Source organism: Methylomonas koyamae, assembly GCF_006483455.1.
GTDB classification, from domain to species: domain Bacteria; phylum Pseudomonadota; class Gammaproteobacteria; order Methylococcales; family Methylomonadaceae; genus Methylomonas; species Methylomonas koyamae_B.
This window is the reverse complement of sequence record NZ_PPPU01000006.1, coordinates 67,746-87,875: the sequence shown is the minus strand read 5'-3', so window position 1 is coordinate 87,875 and position 20,130 is coordinate 67,746. Positions and strand designations below refer to the sequence as shown.

17 protein-coding genes are annotated in these 20,130 nt (G+C 58.1%); 9 read left to right on the top strand and 8 right to left on the bottom strand.

Features of this window, described 5'->3' with window-relative positions; translation table 11 throughout:
• Positions 1-65: 65 nt before the first annotated feature.
• The 3 genes from C2U68_RS02875 to C2U68_RS02865 all read right to left on the bottom strand — a co-directional run bounded on the left by C2U68_RS02875 (position 66) and on the right by C2U68_RS02865 (position 5,264).
• Positions 66-3,110 carry a PAS domain-containing hybrid sensor histidine kinase/response regulator gene (locus C2U68_RS02875; RefSeq protein WP_140910999.1) on the bottom strand — a complete coding sequence of 1,015 codons (3,045 nt, stop codon included), beginning with the start codon at positions 3,108-3,110 and terminating at the stop codon, positions 66-68.
• Between the two features lie 155 nt (positions 3,111-3,265).
• Positions 3,266-4,159, bottom strand: coding sequence for a response regulator (locus C2U68_RS02870; RefSeq protein WP_140910998.1), 894 nt, complete (start codon positions 4,157-4,159; stop codon positions 3,266-3,268).
• Positions 4,160-4,163: 4 nt separating this feature from the next.
• On the bottom strand, positions 4,164-5,264 hold the full coding sequence (locus C2U68_RS02865) for an HD-GYP domain-containing protein (RefSeq protein WP_140910997.1): 1,101 nt from the start codon (positions 5,262-5,264) through the stop codon (positions 4,164-4,166).
• Between the two features lie 304 nt (positions 5,265-5,568).
• Here C2U68_RS02865 and tgt point away from each other — a divergent pair, with 304 nt between their 5' ends.
• Positions 5,569-6,687 carry a tRNA guanosine(34) transglycosylase Tgt gene (gene tgt, locus C2U68_RS02860; RefSeq protein ID WP_140910996.1) on the top strand — a complete coding sequence of 373 codons (1,119 nt, stop codon included), beginning with the start codon at positions 5,569-5,571 and terminating at the stop codon, positions 6,685-6,687.
• 9 nt (positions 6,688-6,696) lie between these two features.
• Here the strand turns inward: tgt and lpxB are convergent, their stop codons facing one another.
• From lpxB to C2U68_RS02845, 3 genes are read right to left on the bottom strand one after another with little or no spacing between them, the layout of a single operon-like run.
• The gene (gene lpxB, locus C2U68_RS02855) at positions 6,697-7,851 is read right to left on the bottom strand and encodes a lipid-A-disaccharide synthase (RefSeq protein ID WP_140910995.1); all 1,155 of its coding nucleotides are present in this window, start codon (positions 7,849-7,851) and stop codon (positions 6,697-6,699) included.
• A gap of 56 nt (positions 7,852-7,907) precedes the next feature.
• The gene (locus C2U68_RS02850) at positions 7,908-9,005 is read right to left on the bottom strand and encodes a DegT/DnrJ/EryC1/StrS family aminotransferase (RefSeq protein WP_140910994.1); all 1,098 of its coding nucleotides are present in this window, start codon (positions 9,003-9,005) and stop codon (positions 7,908-7,910) included.
• Between the two features lie 12 nt (positions 9,006-9,017).
• Positions 9,018-9,956: a Gfo/Idh/MocA family protein gene (locus tag C2U68_RS02845; protein WP_140910993.1), complete on the bottom strand. Its 939-nt coding sequence runs from the start codon at positions 9,954-9,956 to the stop codon at positions 9,018-9,020.
• Between the two features lie 202 nt (positions 9,957-10,158).
• On the opposite strand from C2U68_RS02845, the gene C2U68_RS02840 reads away from it, so the two are divergent.
• The 4 genes from C2U68_RS02840 to C2U68_RS21045 are packed head-to-tail and all read left to right on the top strand — an operon-like array spanning position 10,159 to position 14,328.
• Positions 10,159-11,601, top strand: coding sequence for a hypothetical protein (locus tag C2U68_RS02840; protein ID WP_140910992.1), 1,443 nt, complete (start codon positions 10,159-10,161; stop codon positions 11,599-11,601).
• Between the two features lie 2 nt (positions 11,602-11,603).
• Complete coding sequence (locus C2U68_RS02835; protein WP_140910991.1) at positions 11,604-12,110, top strand: cytochrome c3 family protein; 507 nt, start codon at positions 11,604-11,606, stop codon at positions 12,108-12,110.
• Between the two features lie 9 nt (positions 12,111-12,119).
• A complete protein-coding gene (locus C2U68_RS02830) occupies positions 12,120-12,698 on the top strand; it encodes a HAMP domain-containing protein (RefSeq protein ID WP_140910990.1) in 579 nt (192 codons plus the stop codon).
• 13 nt (positions 12,699-12,711) lie between these two features.
• On the top strand, positions 12,712-14,328 hold the full coding sequence (locus tag C2U68_RS21045) for a methyl-accepting chemotaxis protein (RefSeq protein WP_186289475.1): 1,617 nt from the start codon (positions 12,712-12,714) through the stop codon (positions 14,326-14,328).
• A 36-nt stretch (positions 14,329-14,364) separates the two neighbouring features.
• Here the strand turns inward: C2U68_RS21045 and C2U68_RS02820 are convergent, their stop codons facing one another.
• Together C2U68_RS02820 and C2U68_RS02815 are read right to left on the bottom strand one after the other, a co-directional pair.
• Positions 14,365-16,632 carry a heavy metal translocating P-type ATPase gene (locus tag C2U68_RS02820; protein WP_260839191.1) on the bottom strand — a complete coding sequence of 756 codons (2,268 nt, stop codon included), beginning with the start codon at positions 16,630-16,632 and terminating at the stop codon, positions 14,365-14,367.
• 46 nt (positions 16,633-16,678) lie between these two features.
• A complete protein-coding gene (locus C2U68_RS02815; RefSeq protein WP_140910989.1) occupies positions 16,679-16,888 on the bottom strand; it encodes a heavy-metal-associated domain-containing protein in 210 nt (69 codons plus the stop codon).
• A gap of 118 nt (positions 16,889-17,006) precedes the next feature.
• Between C2U68_RS02815 and C2U68_RS02810 the strand changes: the two genes are divergently transcribed.
• Genes C2U68_RS02810 through mutM form a run of 4 tightly spaced genes read left to right on the top strand, consistent with a single transcriptional unit; the run spans position 17,007 to position 20,127 of the window.
• The gene (locus tag C2U68_RS02810) at positions 17,007-18,212 is read left to right on the top strand and encodes an EAL and HDOD domain-containing protein (RefSeq protein WP_140910988.1); all 1,206 of its coding nucleotides are present in this window, start codon (positions 17,007-17,009) and stop codon (positions 18,210-18,212) included.
• Positions 18,213-18,239: 27 nt separating this feature from the next.
• Complete coding sequence (locus C2U68_RS02805; protein WP_140910987.1) at positions 18,240-18,677, top strand: rhodanese-like domain-containing protein; 438 nt, start codon at positions 18,240-18,242, stop codon at positions 18,675-18,677.
• 1 nt (position 18,678) lies between these two features.
• Positions 18,679-19,302, top strand: a complete 624-nt coding sequence (gene hflD, locus C2U68_RS02800) for a high frequency lysogenization protein HflD (protein ID WP_140910986.1) — start codon at positions 18,679-18,681, stop codon at positions 19,300-19,302.
• 9 nt (positions 19,303-19,311) lie between these two features.
• On the top strand, positions 19,312-20,127 hold the full coding sequence (gene mutM, locus C2U68_RS02795; protein ID WP_140910985.1) for a bifunctional DNA-formamidopyrimidine glycosylase/DNA-(apurinic or apyrimidinic site) lyase: 816 nt from the start codon (positions 19,312-19,314) through the stop codon (positions 20,125-20,127).
• Positions 20,128-20,130: the final 3 nt, after the last annotated feature.

The following is a 20,130-nucleotide window of genomic DNA, read 5'->3' as shown; positions in this document are numbered from 1 at the left end:
TCAGCTCCCGACCGACGCGTGTTAAAACACGCGTGATGGCTCACCCGGCCGCCGCATTACCGCAGTTACAGCGGGCCGGATTCCCCGCCCAGGCCGGAATTTCCGGTCGCCTTATTCAGCAATGCCAACGCCGCTACGAAATTGAAGCCGTCGATCTGCCGGCTAAATTCGGCGTAATCCTGCCCCAACACCGCAGCCAAGGTTGCGGCGTACTTTTTGGCCAGACGGCAGGCCAGCGCGTTGTCCTCGCCCAGCAGATTCTGCAATTCGGCAATCGCGGCGTCGGCGCGAACGTCGGTAGCCGCATCTGCGTCGGCAATCGTCTCGGCTTCGCCCATGGCCTCGATTCCCGCCAACAACGGATTCAGTTCCTCTTCGCATAGTCGCACCAAATCCAGGCAGCCGGCCAGCTCGGTTTCCTCATGCAAGGCCTGATCCAGCCTGGCGGCCGCGGCGGCTACGCCAAAGGCCCCCAGTGTAGCGGCGACGCCTTTCAAAGCATGGGCCAAGGCCCGGGCTTCGGCGCGGCGTTGCTCCAACAGCGCATCGACTATCCGTTTCGTATCGTCGCGATGAGCGTCTCGGAACATCCGCAACAGCCGCCGGTATTTTGCCCCGTCTCCTCTGACGACGGCCAGACCTTGCAGACTGTTCAAACCGGCAATCGCAATCGGCGCTTCCGATCGCTTGGCGTCCGCCGAGCATCCGGCAGACGGCAGCTCGGCGGCCGGCGCCGGGGTAACGCTTCGCCCGAGCCAGTCCAACAACGCCCGATACAAATCGTCGGGAACCACCGGCTTGACCACGAATCCGTTCATACCCGCGGCCAGACATTCTTGCCGGTCTTCATCGAACACGTTTGCCGTCATCGCCAAGATCGGCAACTTGGCAAATTCCGCCCGCTCCCGGATCAGTCGGGTCGCTTCCAAGCCGTCCATTGTCGGCATTTGCACGTCCATCAACACCAAATCGAACCGGTCGGCAAAGACTTTATCGACCGCAACCCGGCCGTTCTCGGCCGTAGTCACGGCCAGGCCCATCCCGTTCAGCAATTCCAGTGCGACTTCGCGATTGATAGGATTGTCTTCCACCAACAGAATACGGGCCCCCGGATGCTGGAGCTTCAAGGCGTCTTCCGCGCCACTGGGTTTGGCGACGCTACATTCGCCCTCCCCGTGTCCGCGCTGCAAGCGAGCCGTAAACCAAAACCGGCTGCCCTGTCCGGCGCAGCTGTCGGCACCCGCCTCTCCTCCCATCATCCACGCCAGACGCCGGGTAATGGCCAGCCCGAGGCCGGTACCGCCGAATTTGCGGGTGGTCGTGACGTCGGCCTGGGCAAAGGTTTCGAACAACATCGGCATTTTGTCCGCCGCGATCCCGATGCCGGAATCCTCGACCGCGAAACGCAAAGTCAAACCGTCCGCGTCTTCCGCCAACAACTCGGCCAGCAGCCGGATCTCGCCGCGCTCGGTAAATTTCACGGCATTACTGGCGTAATTCAACATGGCCTGCCGCAACCGGGTCGGATCGCCGCGCAACCACTGCGGCACGCCATCCTGATCGATCACAAGCTTCACACCTTTGAGCCGGGCCTGATCGGCGATGAGCGAGCGAACATGGTCCAGCAGCGCCGGCAGCGAAAAATCGGTGTGTTCCAATTCCAAGCGGCCGGCTTCGATTTTGGACAAATCCAGGATGTCGTTGATTACCGCTAACAGATGCTGGGCCGCATTATCGATTTTATCCAAACGGTCGATCTGCTCGGCGTCGACGCGGCTTTGCCGCAATAGGTAAGTCAGACCGATGATCGCATTCATCGGCGTGCGGATCTCGTGACTCATGTTGGCCAAAAATGCCGTCTTGGCCTGGTTGGCCGCGTCCGCCTGCGCTCTGGCCGCCGCCAACTCGGCAGTGCGGCTGGCCACCAATTCTTCCAGGTGATGGCGATGCCGGTCCAATTCCGCGCCGATCCGTTTTTTTTCGGTGATGTCTTCCTGCACCGAGACAAAATGGCTGACGCGGCCGTCGGGTTGGCGGATCGGTATCACGCTGACAAACTCGGTGTATTCCCGGCCGCGTCTGTCGCGGTTGATGAATTCGCCTTTCCAAACCCGGCCTTCTTGCAGCGTTCGCCACATTTCCCGAAATACCGCCCGCGGGGTTTTCCCGGATTGTAAAAATCGGGGGTTGGCGCCCAAGACGTCTTCGCGCTTGTAGCCGGTTTGAGCCAGAAAAGCTTGATTGACGTATTCGATTTTGCCGTCGGCGTTGGTGACGATGATGCCGGACGGATTCTGTTCGACGACCTGAGCCAGTTTCATCAGGTCTTGCTCCGCCGTTTTACGTTCGGTAATGTCAAGATTGACGCCGAACAAGCGGATCGGCTTGCCGTCCGCGTCGTACTGAGCCTGGCCGCGGCTGACCATCCAGCGGATTTCGCCGGAACGGTGCAAAAACCGGAACTCAATGTCGATCGGCAGATGTTGCATCACCCGCTCCCGCCATTGCGCCTCGATCAACGGCTGATCCTCCGGATGCACCCGCAACAGCCAATCGGCATTGCTGCGTAAGTCGCCCGGTTCCAGCCCGTAAAGCCGGGTGCATTCCGGCGACCAATGGCAAACGTCGTTAACAATATCCCAATCCCAGATACCGACGTGCGCCCCCTCTTGCGCCATCCGCAGCCGTTGCTCGCTCTCGCGCAGAGCAGTGCTGGCCAGCTCCGCCCGCTGCTGTGCCATCACGGCTTCGTCCACCAAATTGGCCGCCTCGGCTCTGGCTTTTTGCAGCTCCCGGTTGCGGCGCCGTTGCAGCAGCAAGCCTGCCCAGCAAACCAACACCGCATTCGCCAGAAAAAGCCAGAAGGAAAGGCCGGCTTCGCCCGCCGCCGCCCCCGTTACCATAACGGCTGCGGCCGCCAGTGTTGCAGCCACACCCGGCCCCGGCCCGCAAAACAGCGCGCAGGAAATGATCGGCAACATCAGCCACAGCAAACTGGCTGGCGTCTGCCCGGCGGCGGGTAAACCCTGGCTCACTGCAAACACCGCCGCAACTGCAGCCACGGCAAAGAGATAAGGGATGATCGTCCGGCTACGTTTGAGGCTGGACATGGGAATTCGCGCGGTAACCGAAGGGAAGAGAGCAGCGGACCGGCCCGAAAAATTGCGCGGTGCCGGCCGCCTCCGCGCGCGAAGCAAACCGTACAACAAGGCAACGGGAACGGGGCAGCATTGGTTTTAACCGGTCGAAACGTACCGATGCATCCTCATAACTTGAAACGGGCGATGGCGGTATTGCCGTTTCCGACATATTCCAGACTGTCGAAACTCAAATGCCGCGCCATCGCGATGCCGCGGCCGTGGATATCGAAAGCCCGTTCCGGAGAAAAGTCCAGGTATCCCGAGCAATCGAAGCCGCTGCCTTGATCGGTGATGGTGAAGCGCAATTCGTCGTCGCCGCGCAGGAAGCAGACCTCGGCGAAAAGTTGCCGATACTCGGGCAATTGCAGCCTGCGGTCGATTTCTTCGGTCCAGGTTCCCGCCAATACGAAACGGCCTTTTTCGGCGTAGGAAATTCCGAGGTTGCCGTGTTCGACGGCATTGATCAGCAGCTCTTGCAAGCCCTGCACCGCCCGCTCCGGCTCCGGGCAGATTCTGGCCAGATGAGTCGCCAACACCCGGGCGTCTTCCAAGGTCTGGAAGCTGAACCGGCCTTCGCGCATCAATACCAACGGCCGTTCCGCGCTGCGCAGGTTTTCCACCATTTCGCGCAACTCGCTACGCTGCTCCAACGCGGCATCGACAACGGCCAGCAACACCTCGGGCTGAAAGGGCTTGGTCAGATAGTAATAAGCGCCCTGGCTCAAGCCCTGCTGAATACTGTTTTTATCGCTACGGGCGGTTTCGATGATCACCGGGATGTCAGCCAACACCCGGTCGCTTTTAATCAAGTTCAACAACTCGATGCCGTTCAGGCTAGGCAAGCCCCAATCCAGCAATACCAGATCGTAGGCAGCCGGATCGGCTTGCAACTTTTCCCAGGCGTGCATGCCGTTACTGCAAAGGTCTATCCGATAACCTCGGGTCTGCAATATGCTTTCGATCACTATGGATATGATCTCTTCGTCTTCGACCAGCAATACGCTCGGTGCCGTGTTCATACCGCTACCTCTCCGGACCGTCAGGGTTGCGGCGGGCGATTTCGCAATAGAAATCGAAATCCGCCAGGAATACCTCGGCCATGTCCGGGTCGAAATGGCGGCCACTGCCTTCGGCAATGATGATTTTGGCATCCGCCGGCGGCAACGGCGGCTTGTAGACTCGGCGGGAGATCAGGGAATCGAATACGTCGGCGATCGCCATGATGCGGGCCGAAACCGGAATATCGTCCCCCGCCAGACCGTCGGGATAACCGCTGCCGTCCCATTGTTCATGGTGCCAGTGGGCGATTTCCTTGGCCAGCACCAGGAATTCCACATTGGGGGTGGCGTCGCGTTCCGCCATTTCGATCGCATCGCTGCCTAATTTGGCGTGAGTTTTCATGATTTTCCACTCGTCGACTGTCAAAGGCCCCGGTTTATGTAGGATCACGTCCGGAATGCCGACTTTGCCGATGTCGTGTAGCGGGGCCGACCGGGCCAGCAAATCGACGTAGTGGTCGCTCAGGATTCCGGCAAAGCGCGGGTGGCTTTGCAAGGATTCGGCCAGATGCTGGACATAGGCCTGGGTACGGAGGATGTGGTTTCCGGTTTCCGGATCGCGGATTTCCGCCAAATGGGCCAACGCCCGGATGGCGGTCTTTTGTATCAATTCGTTTTCCCGCATCCGTCTGGTCACCTCGGCTTCCAGATAGACGTTCTGATCGCTCAGCCAGTCGCGGGCCTGTTTCAATTCCAACTGGGTACGCACCCGCGCCAACACGATCTGCGGCAATATTGGCTTGGTGATGTAATCCACCGCGCCGGCATCCAAGCCGCGCAGTTCCGATTCCATACTGTCCATCGCCGTGACGAAAATCACCGGGATCTGACTCGTCGCCGGCTCGGCGCGCAGGTTCTCGAACACTTGGTAGCCGTCCATCTCCGGCATCATCACGTCCAATAGGATCAGATCCGGATGCGGTGTGGTAGCGACCACTTGCAACGCGCGCAGCCCCGAAGTCGCCACTCTGACCCGGTATTGCGGCTGCAACAATTCGCTAAGCACGATGACGTTTTCCGGGGAATCGTCGACGACTAATATGGTCTGTATTTTTTTATTATGCATAGAGCGCTCTTCACGAAGTAACGGATCGGCAACGCTGCCGAAAATCAAACCTGTTACAAGACAATACTCGGGAAGACTGTCGAAATTTCTCTCTGATTCGAAGATGTACATTCCCGGAGTCGGCGCGGCGAAAAACGCGAACCCTTCGCAAACTTTACCGCCTCCATCCAGGGCGGCTTTGTCAGCAGTGAACGCCACCTAATTACTTTAGCTTATTTTCCGCAAGCCGTTAGACAGTTTCGTCTGGCCTGACAACGGAAAAGGCCGGATAATTGCCGGCTTTTTGCGGATACGCGATTACGACATGCAATTTACCTTGAAATCCGCCGACGGTTTTGCCCGTCGCGGCCAATTGGCGTTTGCCAGAGGCGTGGTGGAAACGCCGATTTTTATGCCGGTAGGCACTTACGGCGCGGTCAAGTCGCTGACGCCGGAAGATCTCGAGACTCTGGGGGCACAAATCATTCTGGGCAATACCTTTCATTTGCTGCTGCGTCCGGGCATGGACGTGATGAAAGCCCACGGCGATCTGCACGATTTCATGCGCTGGCAAAAACCGATTCTGACCGATTCCGGCGGTTTTCAGGTGTTCAGCCTGGGCGCGTTGCGCAAGATCAGCGAGCAAGGCGTGACCTTCAAATCGCCGGTCAACGGCAGCAAGATTTTCATGGGGCCGGAAGAGTCGATGCAGGTGCAGCGCGATCTGGGTTCGGACATCGTCATGATTTTCGACGAGTGCACGCCCTACCCGGCCACGTTTCAGGAAGCGGCCGACTCGATGCGGCTGTCGCTGCGTTGGGCCGAACGCAGCAAACGCGCCCACGAGGGCAACGATTCGGCCCTGTTCGGCATCGTCCAGGGCGGCATGTATCCGCAATTGCGGGAAGAGTCGATCGCCGGACTGACCGGCATCGGTTTCGACGGCTACGCGATCGGCGGCTTGTCGGTCGGCGAACCCAAACACGAAATGCTGGCGACGCTGGATGCGATTCATCAGAAAATGCCGGCCGACAAACCGCGCTACCTGATGGGCGTCGGCACGCCGGAGGATTTGGTCGAGTCGGTGCGGCGCGGCATCGACATGTTCGATTGCGTAATGCCGACCCGCAACGCCCGCAACGGCCATCTGTTCACCCGCCACGGCGTAATCAAAATCCGCAACCAGCAGTACCAGTTCGACACCCGGCCGCTGGACGAAAACTGCAGCTGCTACACCTGCCGCAATTACTCGCGCTCGTATTTGAAGCATTTGGACAAATGCAAGGAAATGCTCGGTTCGCGGCTGAATACGATCCACAACCTGCATTATTACCTGGAGTTGATGGCCGGTATCCGCGCCGCAATCGAAGCCGGCCGCTTCGCTGAATTCGCCGACGAGTTTTATGCGTTGCGCGGCATGCGGCCGCCGGCTGCTGCCGAATAGAACGCCGAACTAACGGCCGCGCAGCATTTCCAAGGCCAGCTCGGCCATGTTGCGCGAACCGCCGCCGCGGCCGAGTTGGCGTTTGACCTCGCCCAATTCGGCAATGCAGCCCTCGCGGTAAGCGGTATCGTCCAATAGCCGCCCAATTTCTGCAGCCAGGTTGTCGGCGGTCAATTGTTCCTGAATCAATTCGCGGACAATACCCTTGCCGGCGATGATGTTGGGCAGGCCGATGAATGGGATTTTCACCAGCCGTTTGCCCAGCCAATAGCTAAACGCCGCCAGCCGGTAGACGATTACCATCGGTACTTGCAGCAATGCGATTTCCAGCGAGGCGGTGCCGGAGGTGGTCATTACCGCGTCGCAGCATTGAATGGCGTCGTAAGGCTGGCTCTTGACGACGTGCACCGACAAGGTGGTCCGCTGCAAATGCTCGGCCAGCACGCTATCTTCGATCGAATCCGCCTGCGGCAAAATAAATTGCAGCTGCGGCCGAACTGCAGCCAGTTTTTCGGCGGCTTCAAGCATCACCGGCAACATGCGTTTGATCTCGTTGCCTCGGCTGCCTGGCAAGATGCCGACCACCGGCCGGGCCGGATCCAGGCCGAACAGCTCGAAGTCCTCGGCTTTACTGCGTTGCGGATGCACTTTATCGACGGAAGGATGGCCGACGTAGCGGACCGGCACGTTTTCCGCTTCGTAATATCGAGTTTCGAACGGGAAAATTACCGCCATCATATCGATGGCCTTACCGTAGGTTTTGACCCGCCCCTGCCGCCAGGCCCAGACCTGCGGACTGACGTAAAACAGGACTTTGATGCCCTGCCGCTTGGCGAACCGCGCCAATTTCAGATTGAATTCCTTGTAATCGACGCAAACCAGCAAATCCGGTTTTTCCCGGGCCACGATCTGTTGCATCAGCCGCAAGGCACGCCGTATTTCGCCGTAGTGTTTCAAAACCTCGACCAAGCCGATCACGCCGATACCGGCCGAATCGTAGCGCACATCGATCCCGGCCTCGCGCATTTTGGTGCCACCCATGCCGATGCCGACGAGCGCCGGGTAACGTTGTTTCATTTCCAAAAACATATTGGCGGCGTGGCGGTCGCCGGACGCTTCGCCGGCGCTGAACAACAGCGTATAGGGTGGCTGCGGACTATTCATCGAACGGATAGGACAGCAGGCCCGTTTGAAACCAAGCCTGCCTGGATAAGATTGATTTAGGCGGAGAGTACGCCGCGGATGACACCGGCGATTTTATGCACGTTGTCGTCGCTCAGGTTGGCGCAGATCGGCAACGACATGCAGCGCGCCGCGACCGATTCGGTCACCGGCAACGACACGCCGGCGCATTCGGCCTTGAACACGTTTTGTTGATGCAGCGGCACCGGATAGTAAATCGCGCTGGCAATCTGTTGCTCCTGCAAGGCTTTCATGACTTCGTCGCGGCGATCGCACAGCAAAGTGTATTGATGGTAAACGTGCACGCCGATACCGTCCTCATAAGGGGGGGTCAGCGGCAAACCGGCCAGCAGTTCGGAGTACAAATGCGCGGCGTGGCGGCGGGCGGCGTTGTATTGGTCGATGCGCTTCAATTTGGCGCGCAACACCACGGCCTGCAACTCGTCCAGCCGGCTGTTGTAGCCGATCACATCATGGTAATAACGCACTTCCGAGCCGTGGTTGCGGTATTGTTTGACCTTGGCCGCGGTCGCGTCGGAATCGGTGGTGACCAGGCCGCCGTCGCCGAAGCAGCCCAGATTCTTGCTCGGAAAAAAGCTGAAACCGGCAGCATTGCCGAAACTGCCGGTCTGCTTGTTGTAAACCGTGGCACCGAAAGACTGGGCGCAGTCTTCGATCAATTTCAAACCATGCTTGTCGCAAATGGCTTTGATCGCCGGCAAGTCGGCCGGCTGGCCGAACAGGTGTACCGGCATAACCGCCCTGGTTTTGGCGGTGATGGCTTTTTCGATGTTTTCCGGTGTGATGTTGAAGCTGCCCGGATCGATATCGACGAACACCGGCGTCGCGCCGACATATTTGATCGCTTCGGCCGTGGCGATGAAGGTAAAGGCGCTGGTGATGACTTCGTCGCCGGCGCCGATGCCTTCCGCCAACAAGGCCAGATGCAAGGCGTCGGTGCCGGAGGCGCAACCGATGGCGTGTTTGACGCCCAAATACTCGGCCGCTTCTTTCTCGAACGCCTGTACGTTCGGCCCCAGAATGAATGCGCAATTGTTCAGGGTTTCGCTGAAACCGCCGACGATTTCATCTTGAATTTCCGCGTACTGCGCTTGCAAATTGACCATCGGGATCATAGTGGCCGCCCTTTAGCGATGGGTTAAAAACTTGGTGATTTCAATCGCGGTCGCCAGCGCCTTGCGGCCGGCTTCGCCGGGAACCAGCGGATTCTCGCCGGTTTGGATGCAATTGACAAAATGTTTGATTTCTTCCAGAAGCGCGTCGCCGCTCTCGAAAGTCAGTTCCTCGGTAACGATTTCCGGAATGCCCGGAAACATCTCCTTGTCGCCGGTTTTATGCTTGACCAGCACCCTATTCTGAAAATCGACCGAGACGTAGGAACTGGGGCGGAACATGCGCATCTTGCGTTCCATTTTCATGCTGATCCGGCTGGCGGTAACGTTGGCGACGCAGCCGTTTTTAAAGGTGATGCGGGCGTTGGCGATGTCGGTACCCTGGGTCAATACCGCGGTGCCGCTGGCGTCGATTTTTTCGATCTCGGAATTGACCAGGGCCAGGATGATGTCGATATCGTGAATCATCAGGTCAAGCACCACGCTGACGTCGTTGGCGCGCGGGTTGAACGGCGACAAACGGTGCGATTCGATGAACAGCGGTTTTTCGTCCAAGGTCTCCAATCCCCGCACCGCCGGGTTGAAGCGCTCCAGATGGCCGACCTGCAAAATGACGTTTTTTTCCTGGGCGATGGCGATCAATTCGTCAGCTTCTTCAACGGTCACCGTTATCGGCTTTTCCACCAGCACGTGAGTACCGGCGAGCAGAAAATCCTTGGAGACGCTGTGGTGGTAACTGGTGGGAACCACGATGCTGACGGCATCGATCTGGCCGAGCAGGGATTGGTAATCGGTCAAGGCCTGGGTGCCGTGTTTTTCGGCGACCTGCCGCGCAGCGTCTTCGTTGATGTCGACCACCGCCACCAGTTCGCAATTTTTTAACGACGCATATTTTTCCGCATGAAACTTCCCCAAATATCCGGCGCCGATCACGGCACATTTCAATTTACTCATAGACGACCTAAGCACGATTCGCGGTTTCCCGGCCAATTACCACACTCCGCCGGGCATAAAAAGCCGGCCATTGTATCACCAGAATTGGGCGCGAATAAGCCGCTTGCCAAACTGCGCCCGCTTACTTGTATTCCCAACAAATAAGTCTAACTTTGGCCTTAGCAATTGCAGAAGTAGTCTTTATCTTACATTTCGAAAACCGATGCCCCCAAGACGATATCTATATATATTGACCGCACTGGCTTTGGGAGCACAACCCGATTGCCATGCCGCAACGGCAGACGATGAGCATATTCGCAAAATCGTCCAAACCATGTTGCAGGACAAGGACCGGAAGATCGAACAACTCGAAGCTCGCATCCGGCAACTGGAGCAAGAACGCCCGCCTACCGTTGCCGCTTTGCAGCCAGCCGCGCCGGCCGCGGTTCCGGAAAAAGCCGCAGCCAATGCCAAGCCGGAGCCGACGGTAGACAGCAAACTGAAAGCGCTGGACAAAAAGGTGGCCGAGCTGAAAGAAGCCGCCGAAGCCAACGGTCTGGTCATGAGCGGCTTCTTCGACATCAACGCCAAAACCGGCAACTCCACCGACCAGACTTTCAGCGTCGGCTCGGTGGAGCTGGATCTGGACTACGTCCACGACGACCATTTCGGTGCCAGCTCGGCCTTGGTACTGTGCGGCAACTCGTCCAATGCCGACTACGGCGCACCGGGAGCGGTGTTTTGCGGCAACAGCGGTCCAGGTGCGCTGAGCGGCGGCAGTACCACGGCCGGCATTGCCGTCGCCTTGGTCGACTACCATCTGTTCAACGACCGCATTCCGCCCCGCGGCCGGATTTTCAACAACAAAGGCTTGCATATCCAGGCCGGCCGTTTCGACTTGCCGTTCGGCAGCGATTACCAATACTTCGCCAACAAGGACCGGGTCACGGTCACGGCGCCGTTGACCACTTCCCGCATGCAACTGGGCGGGTACAACGCCGACGGCTTGCGTTCCTACGGCAATTTCGACTGGTTCAATTACTCGGTATTTTGGACCGATGCCTTGTACGCCAACGATGGCCATACCATCGGCGGCCGTCTCGGCTTGAGCCTGGGGCAAAACGCCTACAAAATCCATAGCAGCAATCCGGAAGGTATCGAATTCGGCATCTCGCATTTGAGCGAACTGGACGGCGAAAACCGGATCCGCAATACCGTGTACGGCGCCGATTTAGCCATCGGCTACGGCGTCTGGCGCTTGCAGAACGAGTTCATGCTGTTGAATGCGCACCAACAAGTGTTTCTGGACCAGGACGGTGACGGCAATCCGATTATCGTCGTCGGGCCGAATAATAGTCCGTTCGGCAAGGGCCACCAGTTGGGTTACCACTCCACCTTCACCGTGGATTTGGCAAGTCTGGCTAAGATGCCGATCATTGCCTTCGCCCGCTACAGCCGTTGGCAGCCTTCGCAGAATCTGGGCCTGGACTTCGACGGCAGTACCGTCGCCATCAACGATATTTCGATGCTCAGCCTGGGCTTCAATTACAAATTCAGCGACCACTTGCAGGTCAAGTTCGAATACGACGATTCGCTTGGCACCGAAACGGCGGAACGCTACTTCGACCGGAAACTCGGTATTGCTCAAATCGTGATGTCGTTCTAGCTATGAAAAAACGAATAACTTCACTGCTATTGGCACTGGCCAGTTGCTCCGGCTTGCTGTTTTATACTCACGCCGCACACACGGCTGGCGAAAATCCTCATGTCATCGCCAAACAAAACATGCAATCCGATTGCAGCAGCTGTCACTTGTCGGTTCCGGAGCTGAAAGACGACAACATATTGCACAGCAAAAACATCACTATCGATCAAAGCGCCTTCAAACTCGACGGCGTGGCGATGTGCGCGTCCTGCCATAACCCCAACCAGGGCCACAAAGTGGGTCTGAACATCGATTTTCCGGTGCCGGCGGATTTGCCGTTAAACGAGGAAAACGACATCACCTGCCTGACCTGCCACTACACCCACGGCAAATTGGACAGCGACCGGCCCCAGGCCAGCCACAGTTTCATGGACAAATTGATGAATTCCGAGCGCTTGCGCAAAAGTTTCTTACTGCGCCGTAACAACAGCGACGGCGAGCTCTGTTTAACCTGTCACAACGTCAACTAAGGCTCAACCATGAACAACACCGTACCCCGTCGGCAAATTTTCATTAAAAAAGAGTTCCAGGGCCGCTTCATTCTCGGCGCCTTCGCCCTGATTCTTTTGTCCGGCCTGTGCTCGGCGCTGCTGATTTACTGGATGACCGGCGGCGATCTGCAAGCCCAGGCACAGTCCGCTCACGCCAATATCGTCAATGCGACGGAGCGTTTGGGAATCTCGATCATGATCGGCAATGTCGTCTCCATCCTCACGGCCGGCGCAATTGCCGTAGCCGGCGTGCTTTACGGCTCGCATAAGATCGCCGGTCCGTTGTACCGCTTCGAAACCCTATGCCGGGAGGTGGGCGAAGGAAACCTGGATACCGTCACCCATCTGCGCGAACACGACCAGCTGCAGGAACTGGCCGCGTCGTTTGCGGCTATGGTGGGCAAATTGCGCGACCGCCGCGACCAGCGCCAGCGTCTGATCGCCGAACTGAACCGGCAGATCGGCTTGTGCGCGTTGAACAACGGCAACGACTTGTCCACGACCCAACACGAAACGATCGCCGCGCTGGCCAATCTGGCGGCGGCATTGGAAAAACTCGATAAATAACCCACCCAACTTTATGAGCAAAGACCTGACAATCAAAAGCGCGCTGATTTATATCGCATCCTCCTTATTTGCAGCCAACCTGTTGTTCGCAGCATCGCTCTGGCACGCCTTCTCCAGCATCGACGCCAGCCTCGCCGACGCCACCCAAAAACAAGACACCTCCGATGCGCTGGCCCATGTCCGTTTTCACGTGGTACAGATCCAACAATTTTTGACCGACGTCGGCGCCACGCATACCGAAGACGGTTTCGCCGAAGCCGAACAGAATCTGGCCGATGCGCTCAAAAATCTGGATGCCGCGGCCAAACTGCAACCGAACCTGCAATCGAAACTGGACGAACTGAAAACCAAAATCCGGACCATGCACGCCGCCGGCGTAAAAATGGGTTGGGACTACATCAAACTCGGTAACGAAGCCGGCACGGTGACCATGAAAGCGCCCGGCACCGGCCTGGACGATACGGCGGCCAGCCTGACGTCGGAGCTCTCGATCTTGACCGAGCAACTGGACCGCGAATTGGCTCAGGCCAAACAAGTATTGAGTTCGTCGTTGCATGACTACAGCGTTTCGCGCATCGCCTTTTCGATCGCGCTGTTATTGTTCGTGGTCATCTGTTTGGCGCTGCTGTATTTCAAAATCGAACCGCCGCTGAATGCGCTGCAAAAATCCCTGCGGGACATGAAACAAGGCGGCGGCGACTTGACCCGGCGGATTCCGCACGAGGGCGGCGACGAAATCGGTAGTATCGTCAGACTGTTCAACGAATTTCTCAGCATGCTGCAAGGCTTGATGCAGCAAGTAGCGACGGAATCAGAGCAGTTGACCGTCTCGTCGAGCCGGCTCAGCCAAATGTCGGAACGAGTACAACAAGATATTTTTAAATCGCAAATGGGAGCCAACCAAGTCGCGACCACAGTGACCGAATTGTCTGCGACAGTCACCGGCGTTTCGAACAATACGGCTGATGCGGCCCAAACCGCACGCCAAAGCAGTCAGGCCGCCAACGACGGTAAAGCAGTCGTAACCAGTACCGTACGCTCGATTCACGAACTTTCGCAAAACATCGATCGCGCCAGCCAGGTGATCGGTAGCGTCGAAAACGATTGCGTCAACGTCAGCTCGGTCCTGGACGTGATTCAAAGCATTGCCGACCAGACCAATCTACTCGCCCTGAACGCCGCCATCGAAGCGGCGCGCGCCGGCGAGCAAGGTCGCGGCTTTGCCGTGGTGGCTGACGAAGTCCGCACGCTGGCCAGCCGCACCCAGGAGTCGACCCACGAAATCCAGGCCATGATCGAGAAGCTGCAACAAGGCTCGCGGCAAGCCGTCAAAGCCATGACGGAAAGCCAAACCCAAACCAAGGAAACCGTGGCGGTGATCGAAAGCACAGGGGCAGTGTTGGACGAAATCTCGGCGATGGTAGAACGCATCTCGGAAATGAACACGCATATTTCCGATGCGGTAAAGGAACAAAAAATTGTGGTCGAGCACATCAACCAGAATGTGGTCGCTATCAACGAAGCCACCGTCAACAATGCGGCAGACGCCGAGCAAACCGCCCGCGAAGCTCATCATTTGCAGGCTATCGCCGGTAGCCTGCAAAAAACCATTTCCCAATTCAGATTGTAAGAGCCCCCGCGGCCGCAACGCCGCGGGAACAAGGTTTTATCGGCGCTTAGCGGCGCTATCCAACTTGATCCAGCGCAACCGGTTGGCGTTGCTGACCACGGTTACTGACGACATCGCCATCGCCGCGCCGGCGATCATCGGATTCAGCAAAATGCCGAACAGCGGATACAACAAGCCGGCCGCGACCGGGATGCCGATAGTGTTGTAGATGAAGGCGCCGAACAGGTTCTGCTGGATATTGGCGACCGTCAATTGCGACAGCTCGATCGCCTCCGGAATTTTTAGCAAGGAACCTTGCAACAAGACGATGTCGGCGCTCTCGATCGCCACATCGGTACCGGCGCCCATCGCAAAGCCGACATTAGCCTGGGCCAGGGCCGGCGCATCGTTGATACCGTCGCCGACCATGCCGACCAACTCGCCCTGCTGCTGCAGTGCTTTGACCGTTGCGGCTTTGTCGGTCGGCAACACCTGGGCGCGGAATTCGGTAATACCGGCCTGGGCGGCGATGGCCTTGGCCGTGATTTCGTTGTCGCCGGTCACCATCAACACCCGGACGCCGCGGCCTTGCAATTCCCGCACGGCTTCAGCCGAGTCGGGCTTGATCGGGTCGGCTACCGAAACCACGCCGACTATGGCCTGTTCGACCGCCAACATCATCGGCGTCTGGCCTTTTCCGGCCAATTCCGCCAGCTTATCCCGACACACACCGGTATCGATCCCATGTTCGGCCATTAATGCGGCGTTGCCGAACAGGCATTGCCGATCGCCGATCCGGCCGATGACGCCGTGGCCGGCCACCGCCTGAAAGCGTCTGACTTTGTCCAAAGCCAGCGAACGCTGTTCGGCAGCAGCCAAAATCGCCGCCGCCAGCGGGTGCTCGGAACCGGATTCCAGACTGGCCGCCAATTGCAAAACCTGAGTTTCGCCGTAATCGCCGAATCCCAACACTTCGGCCAAGGCCGGCTTGCCGGCGGTTACCGTCCCGGTTTTGTCCAGTATCAGGCAAGTCAGTTTGCCGGCCGTCTGTAGCGCCTCACCCTTACGGATTAAAATCCCGGTTTGCGCCGCCCGACCGACCGCGACCATGACCGAGATCGGCGTTGCCAAACCCAAAGCGCAAGGGCAGGCGATTACCAAAACCGTCATGGAAGTAACAAAGGCATAACCGAAGGCAGGATCGGGGCCGATCGCCAGCCAGATAAGAAAGGTCAGAACAGAAATTGCAACCACTGTCGGCACGAACACGGCCGAAATTCTGTCGGCCAGTTTGGCGATGGCGGGCTTGCTGTTTTGCGCCTGGCGCACGCTTTGAATGATATGCGCCAGCGCTGTGTCGCGGCCGATATGGGTGGCCGTGAACAAAAAACTGCCCTGGCCGTTGATCGACCCGGCGGCGACGCTGTCGCCGACATTTTTCTCGACCGGCATCGATTCGCCGGTGAGCATGGATTCGTCGACGCTGGAATGGCCTTCCGCCACCGTGCCGTCGACCGCGATCTTTTCCCCCGGCCGCACCCGCAAGGTCTCGCCAAGACCGACTTCCTCAATCGGTACGTCGAGCTCGCGACCGTCGCGCACGACTCTGGCGGTGCGCGGCTGCAGGCCGATCAAGGCTCTGATCGCCGCCGAAGTCTTGCCGCGGGCCCGGGTTTCCAGGGCGCTGCCGAGATTGATGAAGGCCAGAATCACTGCCGAGGCTTCGAAATAAGCGTGCGCCGACAGCGACGGCAATTGCGCGGAATAGTCGATGACGATGCAGGAATAAAACCAGGCGGAGCCGGTACCCAATGCAATCAAGGTATCCATGTTGGCCTGCTTCACAGCCAGCAATTTGAGCGCACTGTGAAAAAAATGGCCGCCGGAGTAATACAACACCGCCAAGGTCAATAGCGCAACTTCGGACCAGAACAGCGTGCCGGAAGGCGTGCCCATCGCCGGGAACAGATCGATATGGGCGCCCAACATCAACGGCAACCCCAACGCGCCGGCGACAGCCGCCTTGCGCATCAAATCGCGGTAACGCAGCTCTTCCTGGGCTTCCTCTTCCGCCGGATCTTCCAGACCTTCCATCACCGCGGCGGCGTAACCGGCGTCCTTCAAAGCCTGTTTCATGATCTGCCGGTCGGGATCGCCAAGCACGGTTGCCGAATGGTCGGCGAAGTTAACTGCGACCGATGCGACTCCGGGCACCGACTGCAAAGCGGTTTCGACCGCACTGACGCAACCGGCGCAACGCATGCCGAGAATCGACAGCCTAATCTCTTGGACGTCGCCGCTTTCTACCTGTTGGGCATCTGTCATCCTGCCTCCTCGAATGTCGGCAGCACCGCCGGCTGCCGGCGAAAAATTATTCTACTTTGAAGCCGGCGTCGACGATGGTGTCTTCGATCTCGTCGAGACTGATCTGAGCCGGGTCGAATTCGACGCCGACCTGCTTATCCAAGTGCGATGCCTTGACCGATTTGACTCCGGCCAGCGCCGACACTTTGCTGACGATACTATTTTCGCAACCGCCGCATTTCATGCCGGTAACCGTTAGCGTTGCTGATTCGGACATTGTTCCTCCTAGGGTTGTTAGAGATGCGCCGCGCCTGAACTCGACTAAATCTCGGCTTACATGTTATAAGGCGGGGCGTAGCAGCATCATAGTGCAATGATCGGGAGCCCGTAAATAAATGACAGATTTTCTAATTGGCCGGCAGCAGATACTGGACCGGCAATTGAATACCTTCGCTTACGAAATTCTGTTCCGCGGCACCGATTTCGACCTTAACCTGAAAGATGGGGCCGCCAACGCCACCAAACAAGTCATCAGCGATACTTTGCTGGAGATCGGCCTGAACCAACTGGTCGGGCCGCATAAAGCCTTCATCAACTTCACGACCCAAAACATTCTGGATAAAGTGCCGCTGCATCTGCCGAAAGACCGCATCGTGGTCGAGGTACTAGAAAGCGTGACCGTCGACGCCGAAATCGTCGCGAATTTAAAGGAACTGTCCCAACTCGGTTACACGCTGGCGCTGGACGATTTCGTACTGGCGCCGGAGTGGTTGCCGCTGCTGGAATTCGCCGACATCGTCAAGATCGACGTCATGGCAGACACGCTGGACGCCACGCGCAAACTGATAGACCAACTCGCCCCGTATAAATTAAAACTCCTGGCAGAAAAGGTCGAAACCCATCAGCAGTTCGAAACCCTGCGCGATTGGGGCTGCGAGTTATTTCAGGGTTTTTTCTTCAGCAAGCCCAACATCGTTGAAGGCAAACGCATCGGCGCCAGCCAGACCACGGCACTGCAGTTACTAGCCACGGTCAACAAACCCGAGGCCAGTTTTGTCGAGATCAGCGGTATCGTCTCGCAAGACGTCAGCATGAGCTTCAAGCTACTGCACTACCTGAATTCAGCGTTTTTTGCGTTGCCGTACAAAATAGAATCGATACAACATGCGGTAGTCTGTTTGGGCTTGGTCGAAATCAAGCGTTGGCTCAATATCCTGACCCTATCTGCCCTGTCGGACAAACCTTCCTCGGTACTGCAAAACGTACTGATCCGGGCCAAAATGTGCGAACTGCTCGCGCGGGAAGTTAAGGATGACGGCGAGCATTACTTCCTGATCGGCATGCTGTCGGGCCTGGACAGCCTGATGGATTCGCCCTTGCCGAAATTGCTGGAACACTTGCCGCTGGCGCAGGACATAAACAACGCCGTACTCCACCATCGCGGCCCTGCCGGCGAAACCTTAAAATTCTGTATCGCCTACGAGCGCTGGGAAACCGGGCTAAATAACTACCGCAACATCGCGCCGGAGCGCATCGCCAACATCTATTTGGAAAGCATCGACTGGTGGGCGACCCACATCTCGCCGTTACTGGCCGCATAACACTTAATTGACTGGTATGGATAGACTATGAAACGAAAATTACCCTTTTTCTTGCTGGCCGGATTATTGTCCGCCAGCTTGCAAGCCGCAGAACTCGGCGAACTCGACACCGAACAACTCGGTACGATGCAACAAAACCAAAACGCGCTGGTGGTGGATATCCGCACGCCGCAGGAATGGCAGGCTACCGGCCTGATTCCGGGCAGCCACAAGCTGCAATCGTTCGATGCCGACGGCAAATTCGACCAGCAAAAATGGCTGGCCGATCTGGAGAAATTGAAAACCTCGCCCGACCAACCGGTGATTCTGGTGTGCCGTTCCGGCAACCGTAGCGCCAAAGTCGGCAAAATGCTCAGCGAACAGCCCGGCATGCCCAAGGTTTATCATTTGAATAACGGCATCCAGTCCTGGATCCGCTCCGGCCGGCCGGTTGCGCCGGATTGTCTGGCCAGCGCCTGCAATTGATATGTCGCTGTCCACGATCACCAACCAGACCATCGCGCTGGCCGGCATCGCCCAAGCCTGTTCGCTGGTACAGCAACTGGCGACGGCCGGTGCCTGCCAAAGCGGGGCCTTGGAAGCCAGCATCGGCAGTCTTTTGAAAATCGACTCGGATAGCGTCGCCGACGTCTACGGCGGCCTGGCCGGCATCCGCCACGGCCTGGAGCAATTGCAGACCCAGTTGGGTAGCCGGGCTTCAGCCAATCCGGAACAAGCCCGGTACGCCGCGCAACTGGTCTACCTGCAAAAGCGGCTGGCCGGCAAGCCGGACATGTTGGACAGCATCCGGACCGGCATCGGTCGGGCTCAGGCCCAGGCCGAACATTTCGGCGTATTGCATGAAAACGTACTGGCGAATCTGGCCGACGTCTACCACAGCACCATCAGCACGCTGCAACCGCGGATCATGGTCCAGGGCGATCCGCAGCATCTGGGCAACCAAGGCACGGTCAATAAAATTCGCGCGGTACTGCTGTCCGGTATCCGCTCTGCCCACCTGTGGCGCCAATGCGGCGGTAGCCGCTGGAAGCTGCTATTGGCGCGGCAGAAAATTCGCCACGAAGCCGAGTTCCTGTTAACGCAAATCTAACGCAGCACCATGCCGGAATTACCCGAGGTCGAAACCAGCCGGCGCGGTATCGCACCGCACATTCTGGGCAAAACGTTTAAAACGGTAGAGGTACGAGAATCGCGCTTGCGCTGGCCGGTTCCTGTCGACCTGCCGGCGGTTCTGGCCGGCCAGCGCCTGAATGCGGTCGAGCGCCGCGGCAAATACTTGCTACTGGGCGCCGAGACCGGAACGCTGATTCTGCATTTGGGCATGTCCGGCAATTTGCGAATCACCAATCCACAACAAATTCCGGGCAAACATGACCATCTCGATTTCGTGTTTGCCGACGATACCGTGCTACGCTTCAACGACCAGCGCAAATTCGGCGCGGCACTGTGGACTTCCGCCGATCCGCTGCAGCATCCGCTGCTGGCAAAGCTCGGGCCGGAGCCATTGTCGGCCGACTTCGATGCGGAATACCTGCAACGCCGCGCCGGCCAACGGACGGCGTGCATCAAAAGCCTAATCATGGACAGCCATATCGTGGTCGGAGTCGGCAATATCTACGCCAGCGAGTCGTTGTTTCTGGCCGGCGTGTTGCCCACCCGCGCCGCCGGAAGTTTGCAACGGGCCGAATTCGAACGTCTGGCCGCGGCGATCAAGACCGTGCTGGGCCAGGCCATCGAACAGGGCGGCACCACCTTGCGCGACTTTACCAATGCCGAGGGCAAGCCCGGCTACTTCAAACAGGCATTGGCCGTCTACGACCGCGACGGCGCACCTTGCCGGACCTGCGCCGAACCGATACAGCATTCGAAAATCAGCCAGCGCGCCAGCTACTACTGTAGCCGCTGCCAAAGCTGACAG

Excerpts from the sequence above, each read along its gene's own strand:
- C2U68_RS02875 (WP_140910999.1), bottom strand. The coding sequence starts at position 3,110 with ATGTCCAGCCTCAAACGTAGCCGGACGATCATCCCTTATCTCTTTGCC.
- C2U68_RS02870 (WP_140910998.1), bottom strand. The coding sequence starts at position 4,159 with ATGAACACGGCACCGAGCGTATTGCTGGTCGAAGACGAAGAGATCATA.
- C2U68_RS02865 (WP_140910997.1), bottom strand. The coding sequence starts at position 5,264 with ATGCATAATAAAAAAATACAGACCATATTAGTCGTCGACGATTCCCCG.
- tgt (WP_140910996.1), top strand. The coding sequence starts at position 5,569 with ATGCAATTTACCTTGAAATCCGCCGACGGTTTTGCCCGTCGCGGCCAA.
- lpxB (WP_140910995.1), bottom strand. The coding sequence starts at position 7,851 with ATGAATAGTCCGCAGCCACCCTATACGCTGTTGTTCAGCGCCGGCGAA.
- C2U68_RS02850 (WP_140910994.1), bottom strand. The coding sequence starts at position 9,005 with ATGATCCCGATGGTCAATTTGCAAGCGCAGTACGCGGAAATTCAAGAT.
- C2U68_RS02845 (WP_140910993.1), bottom strand. The coding sequence starts at position 9,956 with ATGAGTAAATTGAAATGTGCCGTGATCGGCGCCGGATATTTGGGGAAG.
- C2U68_RS02840 (WP_140910992.1), top strand. The coding sequence starts at position 10,159 with ATGCCCCCAAGACGATATCTATATATATTGACCGCACTGGCTTTGGGA.
- C2U68_RS02835 (WP_140910991.1), top strand. The coding sequence starts at position 11,604 with ATGAAAAAACGAATAACTTCACTGCTATTGGCACTGGCCAGTTGCTCC.
- C2U68_RS02830 (WP_140910990.1), top strand. The coding sequence starts at position 12,120 with ATGAACAACACCGTACCCCGTCGGCAAATTTTCATTAAAAAAGAGTTC.
- C2U68_RS21045 (WP_186289475.1), top strand. The coding sequence starts at position 12,712 with ATGAGCAAAGACCTGACAATCAAAAGCGCGCTGATTTATATCGCATCC.
- C2U68_RS02820 (WP_260839191.1), bottom strand. The coding sequence starts at position 16,632 with ATGACAGATGCCCAACAGGTAGAAAGCGGCGACGTCCAAGAGATTAGG.
- C2U68_RS02815 (WP_140910989.1), bottom strand. The coding sequence starts at position 16,888 with ATGTCCGAATCAGCAACGCTAACGGTTACCGGCATGAAATGCGGCGGT.
- C2U68_RS02810 (WP_140910988.1), top strand. The coding sequence starts at position 17,007 with ATGACAGATTTTCTAATTGGCCGGCAGCAGATACTGGACCGGCAATTG.
- C2U68_RS02805 (WP_140910987.1), top strand. The coding sequence starts at position 18,240 with ATGAAACGAAAATTACCCTTTTTCTTGCTGGCCGGATTATTGTCCGCC.
- hflD (WP_140910986.1), top strand. The coding sequence starts at position 18,679 with ATGTCGCTGTCCACGATCACCAACCAGACCATCGCGCTGGCCGGCATC.
- mutM (WP_140910985.1), top strand. The coding sequence starts at position 19,312 with ATGCCGGAATTACCCGAGGTCGAAACCAGCCGGCGCGGTATCGCACCG.